This is a genomic window from Acinetobacter sp. YH12227 (assembly GCF_013417785.1).
GTDB lineage: Bacteria > Pseudomonadota > Gammaproteobacteria > Pseudomonadales > Moraxellaceae > Acinetobacter > Acinetobacter gandensis.
Map to the genome: position 1 here is coordinate 17,670 of NZ_VPDH01000033.1, position 23,572 is coordinate 41,241.

At 40.0% G+C, this 23,572-nt stretch carries 23 protein-coding genes, 5 tRNA genes and 1 other RNA gene; 12 read left to right on the forward strand and 17 right to left on the reverse strand.

Annotated elements, in window-relative coordinates:
- The first annotated feature begins 142 nt into the window (after nt 1-142).
- Together FTV09_RS08980 and FTV09_RS08985 are read left to right on the forward strand one after the other, a co-directional pair.
- A complete protein-coding gene (locus FTV09_RS08980; RefSeq protein ID WP_180058078.1) occupies nt 143-1,984 on the forward strand; it encodes a DUF2157 domain-containing protein in 1,842 nt (613 codons plus the stop codon).
- 11 nt (nt 1,985-1,995) lie between these two features.
- A complete protein-coding gene (locus tag FTV09_RS08985; RefSeq protein WP_180058096.1) occupies nt 1,996-2,604 on the forward strand; it encodes a GDYXXLXY domain-containing protein in 609 nt (202 codons plus the stop codon).
- Between the two features lie 114 nt (nt 2,605-2,718).
- Here FTV09_RS08985 and panD read toward each other — a convergent pair whose 3' ends face one another.
- The 11 genes from panD to FTV09_RS09040 form a co-directional block, all read right to left on the reverse strand.
- Entirely contained in the window at nt 2,719-3,099 is a 381-nt protein-coding gene (panD, locus tag FTV09_RS08990) for an aspartate 1-decarboxylase (RefSeq protein ID WP_067668515.1), read from the reverse strand.
- Between the two features lie 150 nt (nt 3,100-3,249).
- Nucleotides 3,250-3,825, reverse strand: a complete 576-nt coding sequence (pth, locus tag FTV09_RS08995) for an aminoacyl-tRNA hydrolase (protein ID WP_067764293.1) — start codon at nt 3,823-3,825, stop codon at nt 3,250-3,252.
- 20 nt (nt 3,826-3,845) lie between these two features.
- Nucleotides 3,846-4,142: a 50S ribosomal protein L25 gene (rplY, locus tag FTV09_RS09000; RefSeq protein WP_067764290.1), complete on the reverse strand. Its 297-nt coding sequence runs from the start codon at nt 4,140-4,142 to the stop codon at nt 3,846-3,848.
- Between the two features lie 99 nt (nt 4,143-4,241).
- Nucleotides 4,242-5,195, reverse strand: a complete 954-nt coding sequence (locus tag FTV09_RS09005; RefSeq protein WP_067764287.1) for a ribose-phosphate pyrophosphokinase — start codon at nt 5,193-5,195, stop codon at nt 4,242-4,244.
- Nucleotides 5,196-5,232: 37 nt separating this feature from the next.
- Nucleotides 5,233-5,307: transfer RNA gene (locus tag FTV09_RS09010), tRNA-Gln, on the reverse strand.
- A 90-nt stretch (nt 5,308-5,397) separates the two neighbouring features.
- Nucleotides 5,398-5,472 (reverse strand) — tRNA-Gln (locus FTV09_RS09015).
- 30 nt (nt 5,473-5,502) lie between these two features.
- Nucleotides 5,503-5,577 (reverse strand) — tRNA-Gln (locus FTV09_RS09020).
- Between the two features lie 38 nt (nt 5,578-5,615).
- Nucleotides 5,616-5,690: transfer RNA gene (locus tag FTV09_RS09025), tRNA-Gln, on the reverse strand.
- A 3-nt stretch (nt 5,691-5,693) separates the two neighbouring features.
- Complete coding sequence (ispE, locus tag FTV09_RS09030) at nt 5,694-6,533, reverse strand: 4-(cytidine 5'-diphospho)-2-C-methyl-D-erythritol kinase (RefSeq protein ID WP_180058097.1); 840 nt, start codon at nt 6,531-6,533, stop codon at nt 5,694-5,696.
- Between the two features lie 27 nt (nt 6,534-6,560).
- Entirely contained in the window at nt 6,561-7,139 is a 579-nt protein-coding gene (gene lolB / locus FTV09_RS09035) for a lipoprotein insertase outer membrane protein LolB (RefSeq protein ID WP_180058080.1), read from the reverse strand.
- Nucleotides 7,140-7,148: 9 nt separating this feature from the next.
- Nucleotides 7,149-8,861 carry a tetratricopeptide repeat protein gene (locus FTV09_RS09040; protein ID WP_180058082.1) on the reverse strand — a complete coding sequence of 571 codons (1,713 nt, stop codon included), beginning with the start codon at nt 8,859-8,861 and terminating at the stop codon, nt 7,149-7,151.
- A gap of 78 nt (nt 8,862-8,939) precedes the next feature.
- On the opposite strand from FTV09_RS09040, the gene hemA reads away from it, so the two are divergent.
- On the forward strand, nt 8,940-10,223 hold the full coding sequence (gene hemA / locus FTV09_RS09045; RefSeq protein ID WP_067764281.1) for a glutamyl-tRNA reductase: 1,284 nt from the start codon (nt 8,940-8,942) through the stop codon (nt 10,221-10,223).
- Between the two features lie 69 nt (nt 10,224-10,292).
- On the opposite strand, the gene FTV09_RS09050 is transcribed toward hemA, so the two are convergent.
- Complete coding sequence (locus tag FTV09_RS09050) at nt 10,293-12,218, reverse strand: DNA primase (RefSeq protein WP_067764278.1); 1,926 nt, start codon at nt 12,216-12,218, stop codon at nt 10,293-10,295.
- Nucleotides 12,219-12,422: 204 nt separating this feature from the next.
- Nucleotides 12,423-13,412 (reverse strand): outer membrane protein assembly factor BamD, encoded by a 990-nt coding sequence (locus FTV09_RS09055; protein ID WP_067764275.1) that lies wholly within the window; start codon nt 13,410-13,412, stop codon nt 12,423-12,425.
- A 71-nt stretch (nt 13,413-13,483) separates the two neighbouring features.
- Between FTV09_RS09055 and rluD the strand changes: the two genes are divergently transcribed.
- From rluD to FTV09_RS09075, 4 genes are all read left to right on the forward strand, one after another.
- On the forward strand, nt 13,484-14,536 hold the full coding sequence (gene rluD, locus FTV09_RS09060; protein ID WP_067764272.1) for a 23S rRNA pseudouridine(1911/1915/1917) synthase RluD: 1,053 nt from the start codon (nt 13,484-13,486) through the stop codon (nt 14,534-14,536).
- Between the two features lie 43 nt (nt 14,537-14,579).
- A complete protein-coding gene (gene pgeF / locus FTV09_RS09065; protein ID WP_180058084.1) occupies nt 14,580-15,320 on the forward strand; it encodes a peptidoglycan editing factor PgeF in 741 nt (246 codons plus the stop codon).
- Nucleotides 15,321-15,360: 40 nt separating this feature from the next.
- A complete protein-coding gene (locus FTV09_RS09070; protein WP_180058086.1) occupies nt 15,361-15,912 on the forward strand; it encodes a flavodoxin family protein in 552 nt (183 codons plus the stop codon).
- A gap of 232 nt (nt 15,913-16,144) precedes the next feature.
- Nucleotides 16,145-17,569: a hypothetical protein gene (locus tag FTV09_RS09075; protein ID WP_067764263.1), complete on the forward strand. Its 1,425-nt coding sequence runs from the start codon at nt 16,145-16,147 to the stop codon at nt 17,567-17,569.
- 67 nt (nt 17,570-17,636) lie between these two features.
- Here FTV09_RS09075 and smpB read toward each other — a convergent pair whose 3' ends face one another.
- The gene (gene smpB / locus FTV09_RS09080; RefSeq protein WP_067764260.1) at nt 17,637-18,116 is read right to left on the reverse strand and encodes an SsrA-binding protein SmpB; all 480 of its coding nucleotides are present in this window, start codon (nt 18,114-18,116) and stop codon (nt 17,637-17,639) included.
- A 138-nt stretch (nt 18,117-18,254) separates the two neighbouring features.
- Here smpB and coaD point away from each other — a divergent pair, with 138 nt between their 5' ends.
- The 4 genes from coaD to FTV09_RS09100 all read left to right on the forward strand — a co-directional run bounded on the left by coaD (nt 18,255) and on the right by FTV09_RS09100 (nt 19,567).
- Nucleotides 18,255-18,746: a pantetheine-phosphate adenylyltransferase gene (gene coaD, locus FTV09_RS09085; protein WP_067764257.1), complete on the forward strand. Its 492-nt coding sequence runs from the start codon at nt 18,255-18,257 to the stop codon at nt 18,744-18,746.
- 1 nt (nt 18,747) lies between these two features.
- Nucleotides 18,748-19,011: a YfhL family 4Fe-4S dicluster ferredoxin gene (locus tag FTV09_RS09090; protein ID WP_067764254.1), complete on the forward strand. Its 264-nt coding sequence runs from the start codon at nt 18,748-18,750 to the stop codon at nt 19,009-19,011.
- Nucleotides 19,012-19,037: 26 nt separating this feature from the next.
- Nucleotides 19,038-19,417, forward strand: an RNA gene (rnpB, locus tag FTV09_RS09095) — RNase P RNA component class A.
- Nucleotides 19,418-19,490: 73 nt separating this feature from the next.
- A tRNA-Met gene (locus FTV09_RS09100) sits at nt 19,491-19,567 on the forward strand.
- Nucleotides 19,568-19,634: 67 nt separating this feature from the next.
- Here the strand turns inward: FTV09_RS09100 and FTV09_RS09105 are convergent.
- Nucleotides 19,635-20,213: a hypothetical protein gene (locus FTV09_RS09105; RefSeq protein ID WP_180058088.1), complete on the reverse strand. Its 579-nt coding sequence runs from the start codon at nt 20,211-20,213 to the stop codon at nt 19,635-19,637.
- A gap of 163 nt (nt 20,214-20,376) precedes the next feature.
- On the opposite strand from FTV09_RS09105, the gene FTV09_RS09110 reads away from it, so the two are divergent.
- On the forward strand, nt 20,377-21,801 hold the full coding sequence (locus FTV09_RS09110) for a P-loop NTPase fold protein (protein WP_180058090.1): 1,425 nt from the start codon (nt 20,377-20,379) through the stop codon (nt 21,799-21,801).
- Here the strand turns inward: FTV09_RS09110 and FTV09_RS09115 are convergent.
- Nucleotides 21,778-22,425, reverse strand: coding sequence for a CatB-related O-acetyltransferase (locus tag FTV09_RS09115; RefSeq protein WP_180058092.1), 648 nt, complete (start codon nt 22,423-22,425; stop codon nt 21,778-21,780). The two genes, FTV09_RS09110 and FTV09_RS09115, sit on opposite strands and share 24 nt — an antisense overlap.
- Nucleotides 22,426-22,498: 73 nt before the next feature.
- Nucleotides 22,499-23,371 (reverse strand): class I SAM-dependent methyltransferase, encoded by an 873-nt coding sequence (locus FTV09_RS09120; RefSeq protein ID WP_180058094.1) that lies wholly within the window; start codon nt 23,369-23,371, stop codon nt 22,499-22,501.
- Nucleotides 23,372-23,572 lie beyond the last annotated feature (201 nt).

Here is a 23,572-nt window from a genome sequence, read left to right on the forward strand (position 1 = left end):
TGAATAGGGTGTTAATACTCCGAATCCTTTGCAAAATTTTAGATAAATAAATTCAATGATTGGATTTGTAAGCATTTTCATTAACTGCAGCAAAGCATGTTATCTTCCCGATAAATCAACAGTGATTTCATAATGATAAAAAATGACTGCACACAATAATGCTCAGCAGCAAAATTTAAATCTGCACAGTTCTAAACCTAAACATGAATTCTCTACGCGGTTGTTCCGACACGTACAGGTTATTCAGTATTTGCAAGTGATTGGTCTAGCGTTGATTGCTGCGAGTTTTCTGTATTTAGTTGCGGCAAATTGGTTGATGCTGCCAAAATTCATTCAATTGGCGATACCCATCTTACTACTGGTTTTAAGCGCTGCTGCGAGTGTGTATTTAACTAAACATACATGGATACGGCAAAGTCTTGATGCTTTGAGCGGGTTATTCCTTGGCTTAAGTCTCGCTGTGATTGGACAGGTCTATCAAACAGGTGCGGATAGTTATTTGCTGTTTTTGGTTTGGGCATTGCTACTTTTGCCTTGGCTCTATCGACCCAATATAGGTGTTTTTGCGCTGCTGTGTATCGTCAGTCAATTAGCTTTATTTTTGTATTTTAAACAAAGCTTTTTAATGTCAGAACATTCATTATTGTATTTGCTGTGTATGAATGTTTTGACGGCGTTCTTTCTTACGTTCAGTTTGAAATATTATTCAGCATTGCGCTTTCTATTTATTGCATTTGTCACAGTAATGTCGATGTATAGCATGTTTCTATTTTGCGGCAATGGTGTTGAACAATATCAATGGCAGTATTTGCTGCTTTCAATCGTGCTACCGATTTATCTGATCCTCTATTTTTATCTGCAACATCGCGCATTAGAAACCAGTTTACAAGCCGCAGGTTTGGCAGCCAGTTTTAGTATTTTGATATTCCAATGGGCTGAACATATTTTGTCTGATTCGATTGTTGGAATACTGGTTTTGGCTTTTCTTATTTTTGCTTGGTTTGCCGTAATTAGTTTGGCGTTGATGAAGCTTCTACCACAAACGAAATTTGCTGTTATTCCATTAGCGATTGGCGCATGGCTCGCAGGTATTATTTTATCAAGTCTATTACTGACTTATTGGAAAGCATTTTCCATTGTAATGGGTTTGATCTTCATTACTATAGCTTGGTGGCTTATTCGACGTGCGCAAAGTATTTTTAGTCGCCAATTTGCATATTGTTTATGGGTTTGTGGACAGTCTGCGGTATTAATTCATAGCGAGATGCTGACGCAGAGTATTGCCTTTATTTTCATCCTGCAAATTGGATTTATATTACTGTGTCTATCGAGTCGTATGCATTGGTTTATTGCACTCATTCAACTGATTGCAGGATATGGTCTCGCTGTTGCAACCATTGGCTTTGGCGATATGATCCAGGGTGAAGAAAACCTCTTTTTAGCTGTAACAGGTTTAAACCATCTGCTACTGATTATCTTGCTCATAACTGCAGCATATTGGCTGCAATCAATGTATCGCAAAACCGTTGTGTTATGGATGTTATTTATTGTCTTGGCGAGTGTCGTGTTGCAGACCTTGTCAAATAATTTTCTTTATTTTGAACAATCACATAATCGTGTTGCTTACCTATTTATTGTTTATATCTTACCTGTAATTTGGCTCTGCCTATACATCACATATGATCAAAAGTATCTGGGGGGAGAAAAATGGCTTTTATTGTTATTGGGTATGGTGCTCATTGCGCTGGGCTACTTTGAAATTTTCTTATTATTGGTTCTCATATCTTGGGCACAGGTTTATCAACAAACATTAGTCAAAACGCTAAGCATTGTGTTGTTCATTTTTAGTTTATGGATGCTGTATTACAACTTAGGACTCAGTTTTTTATTAAAAAGTCTCACCATTCTGCTATCAGGTGTATTGCTGCTAGGTATCACATGGGTACTGTCAAAGGTAAATGTAAAGCAAGTAGGAGGAGCATAATGAAAATTCCCATGCAAAAAATGCTTCCACTTGTTTTAGCCACTCTCAGTATTATTCTATTTGGACTGATGATTGCACGACATGAGTGGCATTTGGCTCATAGTGATCATATTTATGTGAAACTCCAACCGGTCGATCCGCGTTCATTGATTCAAGGGGATTATATGGCGCTAAACTACGATTTGTATTTTGGAGGCAAACCACCTCAAGCAACATCAACAGATGTGCAGATTGCTCAAGATAGAACAACTGAAAATTTAGAACGTGAATATTTTATTGATCAACCAAGTATATTGAGCTATGTGCTGCTCGATGCGCAGCATCGTGTCATTCGTACTAGTTTTAATCCAGACTTATTAACGATGTATCCAAATTCATCGACAAAGCTCATACTCAAAAATTCTGAAAATACTTTTGATGAGCTATATCCAGCAGCACGAAGTTATTTATTTGCTGAAGGATTGGAGGCATGTTATCGCGATGCTCAATATGCGGCACTTAAAGTGAAAAAAAATGGTCAGCCTTTATTGGTGGGCTTAGTGGGAGAAAATTTACATGCATTTGACTGTGAACAAAAACAAGCGTGGTGGAAAGGATCGAAAGCGACATTGGTAAATTGATTAAAAATTATTGGGTGTTTGTGTTTAGTGGGTGAATACCTGAATTAAACGCTAATGTTTCTAGCCATAAAAAAGCCTGCAAATTTGCAGGCTTTTTTGAATCTTTAAATTTGTTTATGCAACTTGAACTGGAATGCAGTTTGCTGTGTGATTCACAGTATTATTTGGATTTGCATAGACTAAACGAGGTTTGTGTGCATTTGCTTCCGCTTCAGTGAAATCACCAAAAGTCGCAATAATCATTAAGTCACCAACATCAGCTTGCAGTGCAGCGCCACCATTAACAGAAATGATGCCTGAACCTTCTTCACCACGAATTGCATAAGTCGTAAAACGCTTACCATTAGTCACGTTCCACATATGAATTTCTTCATATTCGCGGATACCGGCTAAATCTAGGAGAATACCGTCAATCGCACAAGAACCTTCATAATGTAATTCTGCTTGTGTAACGACACAACGGTGGATTTTAGCTTTTAATAAACGAGATAGCATGGCTAGCGTCTCCTTAGTGGACCTAAGATTGTGATCTTATGGTGGAACAATCTATGAATGCTGGATAAGCAGTCAAATGCAAGCGCATTTTGCTCTGAAATGAACAAGATGGCAATAAGCATTGTTCAACAATTTGTGGATTAGTCAGTTCTATTTGTAAGCATTGATTTGGTTCATGGCTTGCTGAAGCTCACCTGTTACCAGCAACTTCGTGCGTGATAATGCATGTGCGATCGCATCGTCCATTAAACCTTGTTCACTACTCGGTGCTTTACCCAAGACATGGCCAGATACACGTTCTTTTGAACCAGGATGACCAATACCAATACGTAAACGATGGAAATTAGGACCTGTATGCGGGACGATATCACGTAAACCATTATGACCGCCGTGACCACCACCTGTTTTTAGGCGAATGACACCGGGATTCATATCAAGTTCATCATGTGCAATGAGCATCGCTTCAGGAGCAATTTGATAGAATTTAGCGAAGGGAACAACACTTTTACCGACAAGGTTCATAAAGGTTGTAGGTAATAGCAGACGAACGTCTTGACCTTCAATATTACCGCGACCGCTAATTCCGTTGAATTTTGGGTCTGCTTTGAGGGAAATGCCATATTGATCTGCAAGGCGTTCAACAAACCAGAAGCCTGCATTATGGCGGGTTTGGGCGTACTCAGAACCTGGGTTACCCAAACCAACAATCAGTGAAAGTTTACTCACTCATTTACACCATTTAACACTTATGCGCGAACAAAGTCAGCGTGCATTGGAGTGTTTTTAGCTGGGTGACGTTGTAACGCTTGGATTTTAACGCTTTCAACTTTACCGTCGATGTTGATTTCAACAACTTCTTCGAAGAATGCATTGTTTTCTAAAGCTTTAACAAGCTCACGTAGTTCTAAAGTTACTGTTACAGGAGCTGCTTCGCCACCATAGATGATTGCTGGAACTTTAGCTTGAAGACGAAGGCGGCGGCTCGCACCTTTCCCTTGTACTGCTTCTTCACGTGCTGCTGCGTTTAATACGAAGTTTGCCATGATAGACATCCTATTTTAAGTTTAAATGACTAGACTTGCGACCAGTCTAGTGAGTAAAAGCCCCGCCAAATGGCAGGGCTTTGGAATTTCAGCGCTATATTATAGATAAGAATCAAACATTGCGCTAATAGATTCTTCGTTGTTAATACGACGAATTGTTTCAGCAACCATACTTGTTACTGAAACTTGGCGAATCTTGCCAAGTGCTAAAGCTTCTTCTGAAAGAGGAATTGTGTCAGTAACAACAAGTTCATCAATCACAGAATTTTTAAGGTTTTCAAGTGCTTTACCAGATAAAACTGGGTGAGTTGCATAAGCAACAACTTTACGCGCACCGAAAGTTTTAAGTGCATCAGCAGCTTTACACAATGTCCCTGCTGTATCCACCATATCATCCACAATGACACAGTCACGGCCTTTAACGTCACCAATCAAGTGCATTACTTGTGATTCGTTGGCTTTTTGACGGCGTTTGTCGATGATTGCTAGGTCGATATCACCCATTTGTTTAGCAACTGCACGCGCACGTACAACACCACCAACGTCTGGAGAAACAACCATAAGGTTGTCGTGAGACTGTTGACGAAGATCAGCTAAAAGCGCAGGAGTACCGTAGATGTTGTCTACAGGAATATCGAAGAAACCTTGGATTTGGTCAGCGTGAAGGTCGATCATCACAACGCGGTCAATACCCACAGTTGTTAGCATATCTGCTACAACTTTTGCAGTAATCGGCACACGACTTGAACGTGGACGACGGTCTTGACGAGCATAACCAAAGTAAGGAATTACAGCAGTAATACGACCAGCACTTGCGCGACGCAAAGCATCAGCCATCACTAAGATTTCCATTAGGTTATCGTTAGTTGGGGCACAAGTAGGTTGTACGATGAACACGTCTTTACCACGAACATTTTCAGTAATTTCAACAGCGATTTCACCGTCAGAAAATTGACCGATAGATGCAGCACCTAGAGGGATGTGCAGGTGGCTTACGACTTTTTGGGCGAATTGTGGATGTGCAGATCCACTAAAAACGACAAGATTGGGCATGAAGCACCCTTGGCGGTTGGCAAATTAGGGAATTAGATGGCAGGGGCGGCTGGATTCGAACCAACGGATGCCGAGATCAAAACCCGGTGCCTTACCACTTGGCGACGCCCCTAATGCGGCAGAACTTTAATATTTTTACTGTGTTTTGTCAAGGTGAATTAACAAAGACGCTGTAAATTATGCTCTGTCTTTTTTGAAGAAATGGCAGGGGCGGCTGGATTCGAACCAACGGATGCCGAGATCAAAACCCGGTGCCTTACCACTTGGCGACGCCCCTAATTTGATATTGATTGACTGTGAAGTTAAATGGCAGGGGCGGCTGGATTCGAACCAACGGATGCCGAGATCAAAACCCGGTGCCTTACCACTTGGCGACGCCCCTAAAACTTTACAGCAATAACATCTACAGGTGAAAAATGATGGCAGGGGCGGCTGGATTCGAACCAACGGATGCCGAGATCAAAACCCGGTGCCTTACCACTTGGCGACGCCCCTATATCAAACTTCAAAACGACGTAATGGTGATTCTTTCAAACTCTGAACCAAGTAAGCTTTACATGGTGAATTTTTCAGAATGTCATCAATATTCATTTTTTCAGTTACTTCAGTAAATACACAAGCACCTGTACCTGTAAGCTTTGCTGCACCGAACTGATCTAAATACTGCATTGCTTCATCGACTTCGGGGTATAAACTTTTTGCCACAGGCTCAAAGTTGTTTCCAAAATCAGATGGCATATCCTGATAGCCGCAAAATTTAGTAGGCTTCGTGTCTCTTGTCAACGTTTTTTGTGAAAAAAGCAGTTGAGTGCTGATAAAACAGTCAGGTTTTAACACAATGTACTGTTTTTGATCTAAATCTATGAATGTTAAGTGTTCACCAATGCCTTCAGCCCATGCATTTAAACCATGTACAAATACCGGAACATCTGCGCCAAGTTGTAAACCTAAGGCTGCCAATTGTTCAGTATTTCGTTCACATTGCCATAATTTATTCAGCACAATAAGCGTGGTTGCAGCATTGGATGAACCCCCGCCTAGTCCTGCACCCATAGGAATATTTTTCTCAATGCGGATACTTTGTGCAGTCAAATTTTTCGCGAAAGGTTTGAGTATTTGCGCAGCACGAAAAATAAGGTTTTGTTCTAGATTGACATCATTTAAACCATCTATTTGAATCAAAGCTTGCTCATCTGTTACTTCGCATTGGCTAAATTCAAGCCAGTCGCAAAGATCAATGAGCTGAAAAATGGTCTGTAATTCGTGATAGCCGTTGGCACGGCGACCCGTGATATGCAAAAAAAGATTAAGTTTTGCTGGAGAAGGTACACGAATCACAGAAGTCATAAGTCAGCTTAGAAAAAATTAACGATTTTGAATGATCATTGTAATACGGTTTTCTGTACCGTTCTCAAGCGATTGTTTTAAAATTAACTTATTTGGCAGCTGTGCAGCATCGTTGTAGCTTAGATCTACGGTCCAACCATCTTCAAGTATCTGTTGAGGGCGTTCTGCGGTATCACGGGTGATTTTTGCTTGAGTCGTTGCAGGACGTGCTTGAACCCAATCAACTAAATGGGTGATTGGAGCTTGCCAACCTGTTGCACGTTCAAGTAATTCTTCTGGTGTATCTGCTTCAATGAGGCCGGTTTTTGCACTATTGAGTTGAACGAGCCCTGATTTGCCAGATATTTGGGTTTTACCGACACCTAAAATACCACTCAGTTCAATCTCGTATTCTTCACGGTCTTGTGCCCACGTAAAAAATGCGCTACCTGTTTGCTGAGGGGTTCGAACACCAATCTTACCTTGTAGATTAAATTGGTTTGCAGCAATTTCTTCGGGCGTAGGCGGAGTTTGGGGTTGTACATATTGCTGACAACCGGTGAAAAATAATGTACAGCAAGTGAGGGTGGATAACCCAAATTTTGAAGTTATACGCATAAAAATGTTTTAACTCTTTTTCATTTGTAGGGGTAACAATAACGAATCCAGCTGTTCTAATTGCGGATCATTCGGGTATTTTTGTTGGAGTTGTTGTAACAGGGTGTCAAATTTTGACAAGTCACCTAACATAAAGACAGAACGCGCATAGCGAACACCTATTTTGACGCTATTGCTTAATTCAAAAGCTTTTTCTAACACGGCCGCAGCTGTACTATAATCATTTTGTAAATAACAAATATAGCCGAGTGTATCCAATATCGAAGCTTGTTCAGGCGCATATTCCAAGGCATGTTCAACATATTTACGCGCCTCATCTAAACGGCGGTTTTGCACGGCTAAGGTGTAGGCATAAGCATTCAAATAGGTTGGGCTATTGGGCTCAATTTCGAGTAATTGTTTAAGCAGTCTGTCCAGTTTATCTTTATCTTGATGGGCATCTAAAAGTAAAACTTCTGAATAAATTAATTCTGGATCATCGGGTAAGTTTCGTACTGCTTCATCAAGTAAGCGAATGGCTGCTTTTTTATTATTCATGAGTTTAAGAATATCCGCCTGAGCCAAATACAGAAAACTTGCATGTTGTGGATAGTTGACACGTTCTTGCGTTAAAAAGCGCAAAGCATCATGCAATTTACTTTGTTGAGCAAAAATACTGATCATATTACGGCGTGAAACGGTATATAAGCTGCCATCGACCAAGCGATAGTAGGCTTTTGCAGTTTCAAAATGTTGTTTACGTTCCGCATTGACAGCCAAATAGTAATAAGCTTCGTTTTGATATTGCGATGAATAACGTAGTTCGACCAAATATTTTTCAGCTTTTTCATATAGCTCTAAGTCGATACTGGTTAAACCCGCCATGAATAAGCCTTCTTCAGCATCAGGCCATTTTTTTAAAATGTCTTCTAATTTTTTGAGACCAAGTTCTGATTGGTTAATTTTAATCAGATATTTGGCTTCGGCGAGTCGCACTTCCATATTATTTCGGTGCTTACGACTGGATTTTTCAAACCATTTTAAAACTTCATCTTCATCGCCCATAGCCATTAATAAATTGGCTTTCATTAAAATGTAGCCAGTGACTTTTGGACGTTTTTTTAGTGCAAGATTAATGGTGTCAAGTGCATCTGCAATTTCACCATTTTGTGCCTGTAAGCCTGCGACTAAAACCAAAATAGAAGGATTATTTTTTTCTTTACTGGCACTTAAAGCCTGAATGAGATAAGCACGATCGTCCGTCGATTCAGGTGAAATACCTGCCAAGATTTGCTCAAGGTCTGCATTTGGGTCAATAGTTAATATTTTATCGAGTGTTTCCGCCGCGAGTTCGTACTCATGGGATTTTAACGCGATATGTGATAAATAAAATAAAGCAGGAACGTCTTCAGGTTCTTGCACCACCCAATGGGTTGCAATGTCTAATGCTGCATGTAAGTCATTTTGCTCAATCGCAACATTTAGAGCGCGTTGCTTGACCATACTTGATTTACTTTTAATCGCAAGAACAGTGTAATTATGCAAAGCAGTTGGAATATCTTGGTATGCCAATGCAAACTCAGCAATCATACTTTGTTTTATTGCATCATATCCTGAATTTGCATGGTAAACTTCTCCAACTGCCCGAATAGGGAGAGTTGAAGCCATGCTACCCACAAGTAAGAATGTGGTAGAATAATGCTTTATTGTCTGGCCGTTAATTCGGCTATTTGTTAGACGCAATTTTTCTTGATCCAAGTAATGCTTTTTATGACACCGATGTTGCACAATAGCATAAATTTAGCGAAATGATGATCTGATATGTCTTTCTTTGCATTGGGTGTCAACCATCAAACCGCCTCTGTAGAACTGCGTGAGCAAGTCGCATTTAACCCTGAAAAGTTAAGTGCTTTACTTGAACAGCAAAGCCACACCCCTGAATTGAATGACATGGTGGTGGTGTCTACATGTAATCGTACCGAAGTGTATGCGATGTCTGAAAATGCAGACATGGTATTGAATTGGCTCGCCCAATCAAATGGTATTGATGTAAAGCAATTGTCAAATCACGTGTATCGTTATGAAAATGCGCAAGCCGTAACACATTTAATGCGGGTTGCGAGTGGTCTTGATTCTTTGATGCTTGGTGAGCCGCAAATTTTAGGGCAAGTGAAAACGGCCTTATCTTTAGCCAAAGATGCGTCAACTGTTTCTCCCAATTTAAACCGAATTTTTGAATATGCTTTTTATGCAGCGAAGCGAGTACGTTCTGAAACTGCTGTTGGAAGTCACGCTGTTTCAATGGGTTATGCAGTAGCGCAGTTAGCTTTACAGGTGTTTAGCAAGCCCGAACAACTAACCGTGATGGTTGTTGCTGCTGGTGAAATGAATAGTCTTGTGGCGAAGCATTTAGCTGAAATGGGTGTTGGTAAAATCATAATTTGTAACCGTACACGCGCACGTGCTGAAGCTTTGGCCCAAGAAATTGCACATCGCGTTGAAGTTGAAATTATTGAATTTGATGATCTGGCGGCTAATTTGTATCGCGCAGATGTGATCTCAAGTTGTACTGGTAGTTTGCATCAGGTTATTCATTTTGCTGATGTAAAAGCCGCATTGAAAAAACGTCGTTATAAGCAAATGTTGTTAGTGGATTTGGCTGTACCACGTGATATTGAAGCGAAAGTGGAAAGTCTAGATGGCGTCTATTTGTACGGTGTTGATGACCTGCAAACGGTGATTGAAGAAAACTTAGCTCAGCGTCGGCAAGCAGCGGTTGAAGCTGAAGTTATGGTCAATCAGCTTGCGACTGATTTGATCACGCAACAAAAAGTGAATCAAGCTGGCTCAACAATTCATGCCTACCGTGCACAGGGTGAAGCTTTACGTCAGGAAGAATTGGCTTTGGCTTTAAATCGTCTGCAAAAAGGGGAAGATGCTGCGCAAGTCATGCAAGAGTTTTCTCATCGCTTAACACAAAAATTACTGCATCCGACATCTATTGCATTGCGCCATGCAGCGACCGCTGAAGATCCAGCCTATTTTGAAATGTTAGAACAAGATTTGGTTCATACTGCGGAAAATCGTCGTAAACCGAAGAAATAACTCGCTGCAAATATTCAATGTTTTATTAAATGCCATGCATATTATAGGGGCTTATTTCCGCCCAAAAATTTAATCTTCAAGTAAAGTCAGTGATCGTTTTTTCGCAATCTCTGCAATTCGTTGTTTGAGATTGCGCATTTCTGCCAGTGACGAGAACTTATTGGTTTTAATTTTTTGCTCTAAGAAAGCATATTGCAGCTTAGTCGAAAAATCTGCTGCCAGCTTATCCGCCTGTTCAGGCGAAGACGTATAGTCGCTTATATTTGCGTGTTCTAAAATATGCTGCAATTCATGATGATGAGCCGCACACGCACCTAACACATAATAAGTCGAAAGCTCAGGGTCATCAGGTAACTCATCGAAAATCACATTGAAAATATTCAATATGTGGAAGAGTAATAAGTCTTGTGAAACCAGTGCGCGTAATGGCTCAAAGTGAATATAAAGATAAGGGTGGTTAATTAAAATGGCGATGACATATTCTTCAGCATCAATTTTGGTACTGAAGCTCAAAGAAGCATCATTGTTAACTTGTGGTTGCCACTTACGATTAAAACCTAATTTTTCACGGAAGAATTGCTGTAATAAATAACGGAATGAACCATGCTTCGGTAATAGCTCTGTCAAATTTTTTAATTCGCCCATCACCTGACTTTTACCTTCAGGTGTTGCAATATTTTGGTTCTGCGTCAACAGAGCAAAAATAAAATCCGACATTAATGGTGATTGATCTAATAAACGTCGGAAATTTTCAATGCCTTCGCGGCGAATGAGCGAGTCAGGGTCGTGATCATTTGGCAGTACAAAGAACTTGAGTTCGCGGCCGTCATTCAGCAGCGGTAGAGCAATTTCAAGGGTACGACGTGCTGCTTTTTGACCAGCAGCATCACCATCAAAAGCAATAGTGATTCGATTATTTTGTTTAAATAAAATATTTAAATGATCGGTATTGCTGGCTGTCCCTAGTGTTGCTACAGCACCATGTATGCCATATTGCTGTAATGCAATGACATCCATGTAACCCTCCACCATGAGCCAGTCTTGCGCTTTCTGTTTACGGCCTTCATATAGGCCGTAAAGCAATTGGTTTTTATGGAAGACCTCAGAATCTGGCGAGTTAATGTATTTGGGCTTAATCTCGTCATTCAGGGCACGACCACCAAAACCGACAACACGGCCTTTATTATCGCGAATCGGGAAAATAACCCGTTCACGTAATAAGTCGAAGTCACGTCCGCTATCACTGGTACGAATCAGGCCTAATAACTTAAGCCCTTCGATATCTTGTGGAAACGCTTTTTCTAAATGCTGCCAATCTTCAGGGGCATAACCCAGCCGCCAATAGGCAATGGTTTCTGCACTCAGCCCACGCTGTTTAAAATAGGCTTGACCGATTTGGCTTAATGGAAGCTGTTGCTCATAAAATTGGGCGACATTTTCTAATAGGTCGTAAAGGTTACCGTCTTGCGGGACATCTTCAAAACCATCAGCAATTTGATCGAAATGCGCAAATGGATCATTGCCATAAAAAGCTTCGTCTGCAGACTGAAACTCAGCAAATGGATCATGTTCAAAAACTGCGGGTGTATCTGAATTTGATGGTTGTTGAACCAGAGGCTCTTGTGTCGATGCAGCAGGCTTTTTTTCTACAGGTTTGGGTTTTGACTCACGTTTATATTTAAGTTTATTTGAGTCTGTATTGTCTTTAGGGAGCTCAATACCTGTTTGGCTAGAGAGATCCTTCATTACTTCAATAAAGTTTCGGCTACCGATATCCATTAAAAAGCGAATGGCATTACCATTGGCTTGACACCCAAAACAGTGAAAGTATTGTTTATCACGATATACATGGAAAGATGGCGATTTTTCCTGATGGAAAGGGCAACATCCAGAATAGGTGCGTCCGGTCTTTTTCAATTTCACAAACTGACCAATCACATCGACAATGTCGGTGCGATCTAAAATTTGATCAATGGTGTGTTGTGGAATTGCCATGCTGTATTGTCTGTCTATTCGGTCAGTTAGTGCAGTTCTTTAAGTAAAATAACGTCAGCAATGCTGTAATTCATTTCTACAAAATCGGTATGTGCTAAAGAGTGCGTATCTTTTAATCTATCTGATAAATTTCATCATGAAAAGACAAAAGGGCAAGTATTCTAACTTGCCCTTTGTAAAAAATCGACAATATATGAACTGATATTATTCAGCTGCTTCGGTCGATTGTGTTTTTTCATCTTTTGGACGATCGAGTAAGCCAAAGCTTAAACGATTAGTCAAACTACGTTTTTCTTCATCGGCCTCAACTTCAGACGGGTTTTGTTCCGTTAAAGTTTGGGCTTCTTTACCAAAAATACCTAAGGTCGCACGGTTAATAAAACTACCTTCACTACGTGCGGCACGCATATTCACGGTACCGTCGGACTTAACCAATTTAGGGTAGTTGAGCTTCAGCACTTCAATATATTGTTGAGATGTTGTTTTATCACCGAGTTTGTCATAGCCATAAGCGACAGTTGCTAAAGCTTCGGGTACTTGCGGTGCTTGCGGGTAGTGTTCAATCACCCAAAGTGAGCGCTCAACCGCAGCTAACCATGCTTTACGCTTTACGTTGAAACGTGCAGCATTCATTTCGCTTTCAGCCAATTCTTGGCTAATAAACTTCATGCGCTGTGCGGCATCAACAGCATATTCGCTTGAAGGATAACGACGAATAAAGTCGACAAAGTTCTGGTATGCCACTTTTAAATAGCTGACATCACGGTGTGACTGTTTTAATGACGTATAGCGAAGTAAACCGTTATAGTTTTGCTCCATGTTTGACACACCACGCACATAGTAAGCGTAGTCAACTTGTGGATGCTGTGGATTCATACGAATAAAACGGTCTGCAAGTGCGATTGCACCTTCATAGTCTTTTTGCTGAAATTTTACATACAATAGTTCAAGTTGCGCTTGCTGTGCATAGTTACCCGTAGGGTAATAGGTTTCAAGTGCTTCAAGGTGTTTTGCCGCATCTGTATATTGGTTACGTTCAAGCGCTTTTTTTGCTTTTTCGATATAAACCTGTTCGCTTGATTGTGGACCTGTGTCGACCACTTCTTTCTTTGGATTACTGCTACAGCCTACCATTGCCGATGCAATGCCTATAGTTAGAGCAAGCATTGTCATTTTATATTTTGGTAGCGACATAAAAATTCCTCTGTTAATACGGGCAATGAGCTACAATTGAACTATTAAACCACTTTTGTCTGAATGAGCAAATGAGTCAAGCACAATCTTCCAATTCTAATTTCCCTGAAACTGATTTCAATTTACTTGAAGATTCTGAGGATGCAGATAACCATACTTCAGACTCAACTGCAACACGTTTATCGTTGCAATTTCAATTGGATGAAAGCTATTTAGGACAACGTATCGACCAAGTTTCTGCGCTGGTTTGGACTGATTTTTCTCGTGAAAAACTCAAACAATGGCTCAAAGAGGGCCATTTGTTGGTCAATGGTAACACTGTCAAGCCAAAGTACAAATGTGAAGGCAATGAGCTTTTAACACTCGAAGTTGAGCTTGAAGCACAGACACGCAGCTTACCTGAAGACATTCCATTAAATATTGTCTATGAAGATGACGATATTATGGTGATTAACAAACCTGTGGGTATGGTAGTACATCCGGGTGCAGGTAATAGTAGCGGAACGTTAGTGAATGCGATTTTGCATCATTATCCAAAATCGGCTGAACTTACACGTGCGGGCTTAGTCCATCGTATTGATAAGGATACATCAGGCCTACTTGTTGTAGCTAAAAACTTAGAGTCTCAATTTTCATTGAGTAAGCAGCTTGCGAAAAAGTCTGTTTATCGCGTTTATGATCTTGTAGTGTACGGCAATATCATTGCAGGTGGCACGATTGATGAGCCAATTAAACGTCATCCGGTTGATCGCGTAAAAATGGCGGTGTTACCAGGCGGTAAAGAAGCAGTGACTCACTATAATGTGAAAGAACGTTTCCAAAACTTTACTCGTATTCAAGCACGTCTTGAGACAGGTCGTACACATCAAATTCGTGTGCATCTGATGTATATTGGTCATGGTCTTGTTGGCGATCCCGTTTATATGCCACGTGTACGTATGCCAGCAGGCGCCTCACAATTACTTGACGACACTTTGCGTGGCTTTAAACGTCAGGCATTGCATGCTGTGCAACTGGGCTTAGTTCATCCACGTACAGGTGAAGACATGATGTTTGATGCACCATGGCCAGAAGACTTCAATCATTTAGTTGAAGTGCTCCGTACAGAAAATAAAGCTTACTAAGCTGAAGACTGATTTACTCGCTATAGTTACAAAGGACGACAACATGCAATTTGTTCAGGGACTGCCACACGGCGTATATGTGGGACAAACACGTGTACATCATGAGCAAATGCAGTCATCAGATGTACCTGAATTAGCAGGGTTTAACCTTGCTTTGCATGTTGGTGACAATCCTGCACGTGTGCAAAAACACCGGATGCAATTGCTTCAAGACTTTGCAGGCTATGGCGTGGATAAAATCAGTTGGATGAATCAAACTCATAGTACCATTTGTCATACGATTAATGAGCAAATGTATTTTGCTGCGCCTGAAGGCGATGGTATGACAACTCAGCGTAAGCACCACGTATTAATGATGATGACAGCAGATTGTTTGCCGATAGTATTAGTTAATGCGGATGGAAGCGAAGTTGCCAACTTACACGCAGGTTGGAAAGGTTTAGCACACGGTATTGTTGAAAATACTATTGTAGCTATGCAAAGTCAGCCTGTTGTGGCCTGGTTGGGTGCAGCCATTAGCCAAGACTGTTTTGAGATCGGTGCTGAAGTTAAGACGGCCTTTTGTTCCAAGTATCCTGAACTAGAGACAGCTTTTAAAGAAGGTGTTAAAGCAGGGAAGTACTATGCGGACCTGTATGCTATAGCCACTTATATACTTAAATTACATGGTGTTGAAGCTGTACTCGGTGGAGACCAATGTTCATTCAGCCAAGCGGATCAATATTATTCATACCGTAGAGAAGCAAAAACAGGTCGTATGGCAACATTCGTTTTTATGGCGTGAAAATGCTAAACTTGACTGAATCTATCGACTTTTAATTGTTATGTCTTTGACTGCTAAATCTCTTGCTGTTGTTTATCACAGTCCATATGGACATACTGCTAAAGTAGCCCAATATATTACGCAAGGTGCTGAAAAAGCGGGTGTTCAAGTACATTTAATGAATGTTGAACAAGTTGATTGGGATGTGCTTGATGCGGCAGATGCGATAATTTTTGGTTGCCCTACCTATATGGGGAGCTTGAGTGCTGCCATGAAACTTTTTATGGAGCAGTCTTCTAAGCGCTGGTTAGCACGCAGTTGGCAGGGTAAATTAGCTGCTGGTTTTACCAATGGCGGAGGTCTTAGTGGTGATAAATTGGCTGTTTTACAGCAAATTAATCTTTTTGCCATGCAACATGGCATGTTGTGGTCGGGCTTACCTCTTATGCCAACAGGGCGAAGCACTACAGATTTAAACCGTATGTCGAGCTTCTTGGGGCTAATGACACAATCTGATAATGCACCCGTTGAGGTGACGCCACCTGAAGGAGATTTAACAACGGCTGTTTGGTTTGGTGAATACATCGGATTGTTGTTAAATAAAATTAATTAATTTGTAAGAAAATACACTTAGAAATTATGATATAAATCACTGAAAAGCCTGGAGAATAAAATATCTTCAGGCTTTTTTATTAAGTTTTTATGCATACTTATTGGCATTATGTATCATTTATCTGTGATACGTGTCACAAAAATGATATTCATTTGCTCAAAAACTATTGATTTAATCTTCTCATAAAAATCCACTCGGGATGGGTGGAAATATGAAAAAGGATTAATTAATAATGAAAAAATCAGCATTAATCATTGCGTTATCTGCCTTGTCGCTCACATCATTTGTATACGCTAATGAAGGCCTTGTAAGCTTAGATGATCAAGAGTTGTCTAGTATTGATGGTGCTGCATTAATTAATCTGAGTGTTGTTGATCCTGAGAATACCAATGCTTTGATGAAAGCAGCCAATGTCGGTTTTTATAAACTTGGTATGGATGCTGAAATGGATATTAACGTCAATGTTAAAAGCCTAAGGCTTGGATGTGGCGGTGTAAATGGCGCGGGTGCATGCGATATTGATATCGATAATTTAAGTCTGAGCGGGCAAAGTAGCTCTTCGGATGGCCGTGCTAGTTCTTCTGCAAAATTAACCAATCCATTCATAGAACTTGCAATAAAAAATCCAAAAAGTGCATCGCAACGTGAGGTTGTTGGCTTCCGTTTGAGTGCAGATAAAGTGGTAGGTTTATTAACTACAGGTACAGAAAATACCAGCAAACCCAATGGTATTAATAACTTATCTGGTTATATGAAAGTACAGTCCGATAGTAGTGGTATGATTAAAGGTCTCGCAAGTACAGCTGGCACGCGATATAACCTGTACGGTTCAAATCAATACGGTAATTTATCAGTGACTGGGCGACTTCAAGCTTTAGGCTTGGGAGGCTTGGCCGAGGTTGATTTTAAAACCACAGCGGGTGGTTTTAATATCCCAAATATCGAGCGTAATCCATTTACCACACCGGCAATTGTGGTGAATGGTACGCGGATGAAAGATGTGACTTTGGTATCTCAAGTCAAAGTCCCAGATATCTTACTGGGTGATGACAAAAGTGGATATCCAGCAGCTGGGACTGTAAGTTATAACGCGAATGGTAACCCCACGGGTGTGACAGCTCTTGGCGGTAAGGTAACTGCCACGGTGACAGGGTGTGATTGGTTAGCCTGTCTGCTCGCACCCACAGGTTCAAAATTTGAAAATGTCTATATGAGCGGTAAAATTACGGGAATCACTGCGGATTTAACATTAAAACAATCATTGGGTTTAATTCATAACTTACCAATTAATTCAGCAATGTCACTTAGTCTACAAAAGCAAGCCATTAAGTGGTTGGGCACCAATGATGATGATATTGCTCAAACAGGATGGTGGTTATCGGCTAAAGATCCTGTAAACATTGGTGAAGTGATTCCACAAGATTTAATTAATATTGAACAGTTTTTTCCTCAAATTGGTACAGCAGTCAGTGCTTACCTAAATACTAATCCTGCCAAGACCAGCGATTTGGGTGGTTTATTAAAAATTGGTGCTTTGACAGCAAATATTGGTAATGTGGATTTAAGCAAGTCACCACTAAAACTTAATGTTGAAAACTTAATCCTAAATGGGCAAGGTTTTGCACCGAACTGTTTTGGTGGTTTGAAATTCTGTTAAATGCTGATTGCAACATATAAAAAACCTCCGAATTGGAGGTTTTTTTATTTTGTATCTACATGCGGACTTATTTATGGAAAATCCGTGCTTTATCACGTTGCCAGTCACGGTCTTTTTCAGTCGCGCGTTTGTCATGTAATTGCTTACCTTTTACCAAAGCAATTTCCAATTTGGCATTTGGTCCTTTCCAATAACACGCTAAAGGCACACACGAATAGCCTTTTTGGTTAATCGCACCTTGTAACTTTTCAATTTCACGACGATTAAGTAAAAGCTTACGTGTACGTGTCGCTTCAGGTACAACATGTGTTGAAGCACTTAGCAAAGGCTGTACTTGCGCACCAAATAAGAAAGCTTCACCATTTTTAAATGTAATATAACTTTCCACAATGGTCATACGACCCGCGCGCATAGACTTGACTTCCCAGCCTTGTAGAGAAAGGCCAGCTTCAAATTTTTCTTCAATAAAATAATCATGACGAGCACGCTTGTTGAGTGCAATCGTTCCGCCGTTATTCTTTTTAACTACAATACTTGCTTTCGCCATAATCTAATACTTCCAAACTTAAGACTATTGTACCCGAACTTTTGAAGAGATGAAGTCTTTAAATTAATCGAGTTACTTCACCTATAAATCAAGATTTTGCTAAAATACCCATCTACAAAATAAACAGAGTACAGCTGGATGTCTAAAACTCGTGTAATTTATCCGGGCACATTCGATCCAATTACCAATGGTCATATTGATCTAGTCACTCGTGCATCACGTATGTTTGATGAAGTTGTTGTGGCAATTGCAATTGGTCATCACAAAAACCCAGTATTTAGTCTGGATGAACGTGTCGCACTTGCACAAGAGTCATTAAGTCATCTGTCTAATGTTGAATTTGTAGGTTTTGATGGTTTGTTGGTAAATTTCTTTAATGAACAAAAAGCCACTGCGGTACTGCGTGGTTTACGTGCAGTTTCAGATTTTGAATATGAATTTCAATTGGCCAACATGAATCGCCGTTTAGATTCTAAATTTGAAGCGGTATTCCTAACACCATCAGAGCAATATTCTTTTATTTCATCGACATTAGTGCGTGAAATTGCTCGTTTAAATGGTGATGTAACACAGTTTGTTCCTCAAGCTGTGGTCGAAGCCTTTAAACGGAAACAACAACAAGGCTGGTAGAGTGTCTTTATATATCACTGATGAATGCATCAATTGCGATGTTTGTGAACCTGTATGCCCAAATGAGGCAATTTTTATGGGTGAGGTCATTTATGAAATTAATCCAGACCTATGTACGGAGTGTGTAGGTCATCATGACAAACCACAATGTCAGTTGTTTTGTCCTGTAGATTGTATTCCGCTTGATCCATCACATGCAGAAACCCAAGAGCAACTTTTGCAGAAGTATGAAAAACTGATTGCTCAAAAAACATCAAGCAATTAGTTTGCAAATTTGTTAGAATTCGCCCCGAAGTGAACCAGACGATCGCTGCTGTGTATAGGTCTTCGTGACTAAAGCAGGGGAGGAAAGTCCGGGCTTCATAGGGCAAGGTGCCAGGTAACGCCTGGGCGGCGTGAGCCGACGGAAAGTGCAGCAGAGAGTAGACCGCCTTCATTATGGTTTTGAGCAATCAAAATCGGAGGTAAGGGTGAAAGGGTGCGGTAAGAGCGCACCGCATGACTGGTAACAGTTCATGGCATGGTAAACCCCACCGGAAGCAAGACCAAATAGGGATCCTTTAGGCATGGCCCATGCTGGATCCGGGTAGGTCGCTTGAGCGTATGAGTGATTGTACGCCTAGAGGAATGATCGTCCTCGACAGAACCCGGCTTATCGGTTCACTTCAACAAATTTTGATCAAATACGCGCATTATGGGCTTGACGATATTTAAATATCCCTCCATAATGCGCGCACAGTTTAAGGCTATGTAGCTCAGTTGGTTAGAGCACCGCACTCATAATGCGGGGGTCACAAGTTCAAGTCTCGTCATAGCCACCATATTCAAAAAAAGACCACTCCGATTGAGTGGTCTTTTTTTATGTCTCAATTTTCCAAATTTAAAAAATTAACGATAAATAAAACGACGCATACCTGCACGTAAGGCAAATGCGCCATGCATATATATGCCCCCGAGCCAATACGGCACATTAAAAACTTCTGAATAGCGATATTTGACTAAACCAAATTCAGCTAATAGTCCTTCAAAGAACATGCCGCCAATGGCAAGCATAATGGCTAATATCAGTAGCCATGTACGCTCATAGCTAAATAACCAGCGAATAAAAAAGCTAATATAGAAAATCCAGCACAATGCTTCTGGGTGGAAGTTACCAAAACCACTGAGTATGTAGACAATCGCAAAGAGCACCAAAGCCTCAATCAATGGAGCTGTACCGTCGTGATGGCAACTGAGCTGAGTCATCACATAGTGTTTGAATAGTTGCGTAAGTTGGATGTAGCTAAATGCCATGAAAGCAAAGGCAATAAAAAAGCCGGGGAATACCCACCAAGCCTGATTAAAAAATATTGGGTCTGGATAACTAAGCGTCTGGGTATAGACATGAATCGCATCGCAAAAAGTTGCGACGACTGCTGCCAGTAGGGCAAGTATAAATATGCCTGAGAATTGAGTGGTTCTCGTCATCATTCATCCTGAAAAGTAGTGATCTTTTTATTTTGTGAGTTCTTTATAGTATGAATTTAGAGAAAAGGCTATGACAAGTTGCGAGATGCTCATGTGTTAAATGTTAATTTATAGAGCTACTGTTATACTTAATATATAGTTAACTTGATGAATATAAATAGAAATGATAGATAACCAATTGAACTGGTCTAAAGATAATTTTGAGAATATTGAAACTGCATGGGAGGGTGATCTTTGGGATCGCCGCCGTTTAGGAGAGCAACTCACCAACTATGTTGACCGCTTAAATTGTGGAGCTGTCCTTGCTTTGGATGCACGATGGGGTGAGGGTAAAACGTGGTTTGTCCGTCATTGGGCGAAGCATTTAGATGATACTCAGCATAACGTGATTTATTTGGATGCATTTGCTAATGATTATTTGGAAGATCCATTTTTAACGATTGCAGCTGAAATAAGTCAAACTTTTAAAGAGTTAGAAGAAATTGATGATGATGAAATTAAAGATTTTAATGCTAAGACTGCTTCAGTATTAATATCGTTGGCGGCTGTCATACCAATGATTGCGGCTAAAGCGGGCATGCATTGGATTGGCTTGGGTGGAGCTGGAGAAGCATTTAAAGAGGTATATGAAGAAGGAAAAGCATTGTATGACACAGCAAGTGAGGAAATAGCTGCAAAAGTTAAGGAGAAAATCGAAAAGAAAATAGAGAATTATCAAGTTGAGAAACAAACAATTCATGACTTTAAGAAAGAACTTGCTGTATTAGCTGGAAAATTAGATAAACCTTTAGTTTTTATTATTGATGAATTGGATCGATGTCGTCCTGATTTTGCAATTCGTCTAATTGAAAGAATTAAACACTTTTTTGATATTCCAAAAATTGTTTTTGTTTTGGTAATGAATAAGCCTCAACTATTACAATCAGTCAAATCATACTATGGCTATGATTCAGAGATGAATGGAGATTATCTGGAGAAATTTGTGGATTTCACAATTCACCTGTCGAACGAGGGCGATATTTATGATTTTGAAGAAGTTATTAAATACGAGTTATTCAGAATTGGTGAGTTGAAATCTATTAATGATAGGAATGAGTTATTTTATTGGTTATTAGGCTTGCAGCTTGATAAAAGGCTAAATAGTAGAGAGTTAATTAAAAAGCTGAATCAATATGCGTTGTTGAGAACGTCGAATCAGAAGAAGAATTTAATTTTGCTTAGTTTGATAATGGGGCAGAAACCTTATGTAAATTATCATATTTTTATCCAATCAATTGTCAAAAAAATCAATGAATATTTGTGTACTAATAAACGCAGTTTTATGCAAAGACATAATTTGAGTACATGGGGTTCTAACGGTATTAGTGACATTGAAGAATCAGAGTGGTTTAGATTGATTTTGGAAAAAGACTTGGATATTAAAGATACATTTATTGATAAGATTCTTTCCGCATATGATAATGCTAAAAAGAGTAAAGATCCTGAATATCAATTGATTAATGTATTGAAAGATGTATCAATCTCTGAGCTAGATCATTCAAATAATTTTATTAAAGATTGGCAGTCATATATAGATAAAGGGCTTTAATCCATTATAGATTAAAAAATGGACTAATTTATCAACATTATCTGTCTGTAACTGTTCCCGCATTTTTAGAAACTGCTTTTCATCTAAGTCATAGAGCTTAAGTGAAAGCAGTTTTTCGATATCTTCTTCAGGAAAGCGATATTTAATAATTTGAGCAGGCACTCCGCCCACTACAGCATATGGTGGTACGTCTTTGGTCACCACCGCGCCTGTAGCCACCACAGCACCTTCACCAAGTGTAACGCCTTGCATAATCATGGCACGTGAGCCGATCCAGCAGCCATCACCAATGATTGTGTTACCGGCAGGTACAAAACTACGTGTATCAAACGGAAATGCTGAAATCCAGTCAGTACGGTGGAGTTGGTTGCCGCCCATCATAATCACGCATTCTGCGCCAAAACAGACAAAATTACCGATATATAGCTGGTCTATCGGCTTCTCAGCTGTTGCAGGTTTATCATGTAAATAACGCACCACACAGCGCTCAAAACCCTGATCCCAATATGCAGAATAATATGAATAATTACCTTTGATGTGAATATTAGGGTTCTTCACTGTTTTAGAGATGAACTCAAACTCACACCAATGATTGACAGGGGAATTAATCAATTTTTCAGACATAATTTTAAATAGCTTAATGATTCGCGTGACTATTCTAGCTGACTCACTATAAATGTCGACTATAGATAAATGCTTAAGCCCGTTTTAAATGCAGCAAATGCGTGGCTTGAGTATGTCGTATTCCATCCTTACGATTTGCAAAATAACGCTGAGTAATGTCATGTGCAGATAAATCTTCTAAGACCACATAACCTAGCCTTGAAACGGCACGGTGTAACTCATCACTGTGAAATGTCCCAATAATGGGTTCACTTAAAAAATAGGTAAATTTGGAAACAGCAAATGATCCGACACGCTCTAGTCCTGTTAAATCTTGATAGGGAATGGAATAGTCTAAAACCAATTCGCTGCCTGTGGCTGCAAATTCGGCAATGGTTTGTAAGGTGCTAAAAGTTGTTTCTGGTTTTAAATAATGCGTCGTTCCAAGCCAAGAAAAGAAAGCAGGTTGCGCGGTATTATATGAACTACGTTTTAAAGCATGCGCTAGATTTTCTTTTTCAAAATCAATTGAAACAAATTCAACATGGTCTGGAATATGGCCAAGTTTTTGTAGACTTTGTATTTTTAATGCCTGAGTATCAGGGTGATCAACTTCAAAGACTTTAATATCGGAGTACTTCTGAGCTAAACGGAGGACAAAAGAATCTAGGCCAGCACCAATCAGCACATATTGTTTAATCCCTTGTTGTAGTGCCATTTCTAATTGATCTTCGGCATAGCGTGAACGTGCTACTACTTGTGCGGTGAGTAATCCAAACGCTTGATTGGGTATTTTACTATTTAACGCTTTTATACACGTACGATTTGAAAGCACTCGACGCCAAATTGGACTGGTGAAATGAAAGGCATAAGGGTCGGAAAAAACAGGTTGGTTCGTATATAGATAATGATTAGCGCGAATGGCAGCAGCAGCTTGCGCTGTTCGGCTTGCATGTCCAAATTTCATCGTGTGTTATGACTCTTTTGTTTTAGATAACACTTTAATGAAATAAGCCATTTGAACAATGACGTATTCAGTCGACTATCTTAAAGTGAAAGAGGACTCCACCCGACAGTCAGGGTGGAGGTGAATTTCAAAGATTTTAACCTTGTTGGTTTTCAATGTATTTTTTAATAATATCCAAAGGTGCGCCACCACAAGACCCTG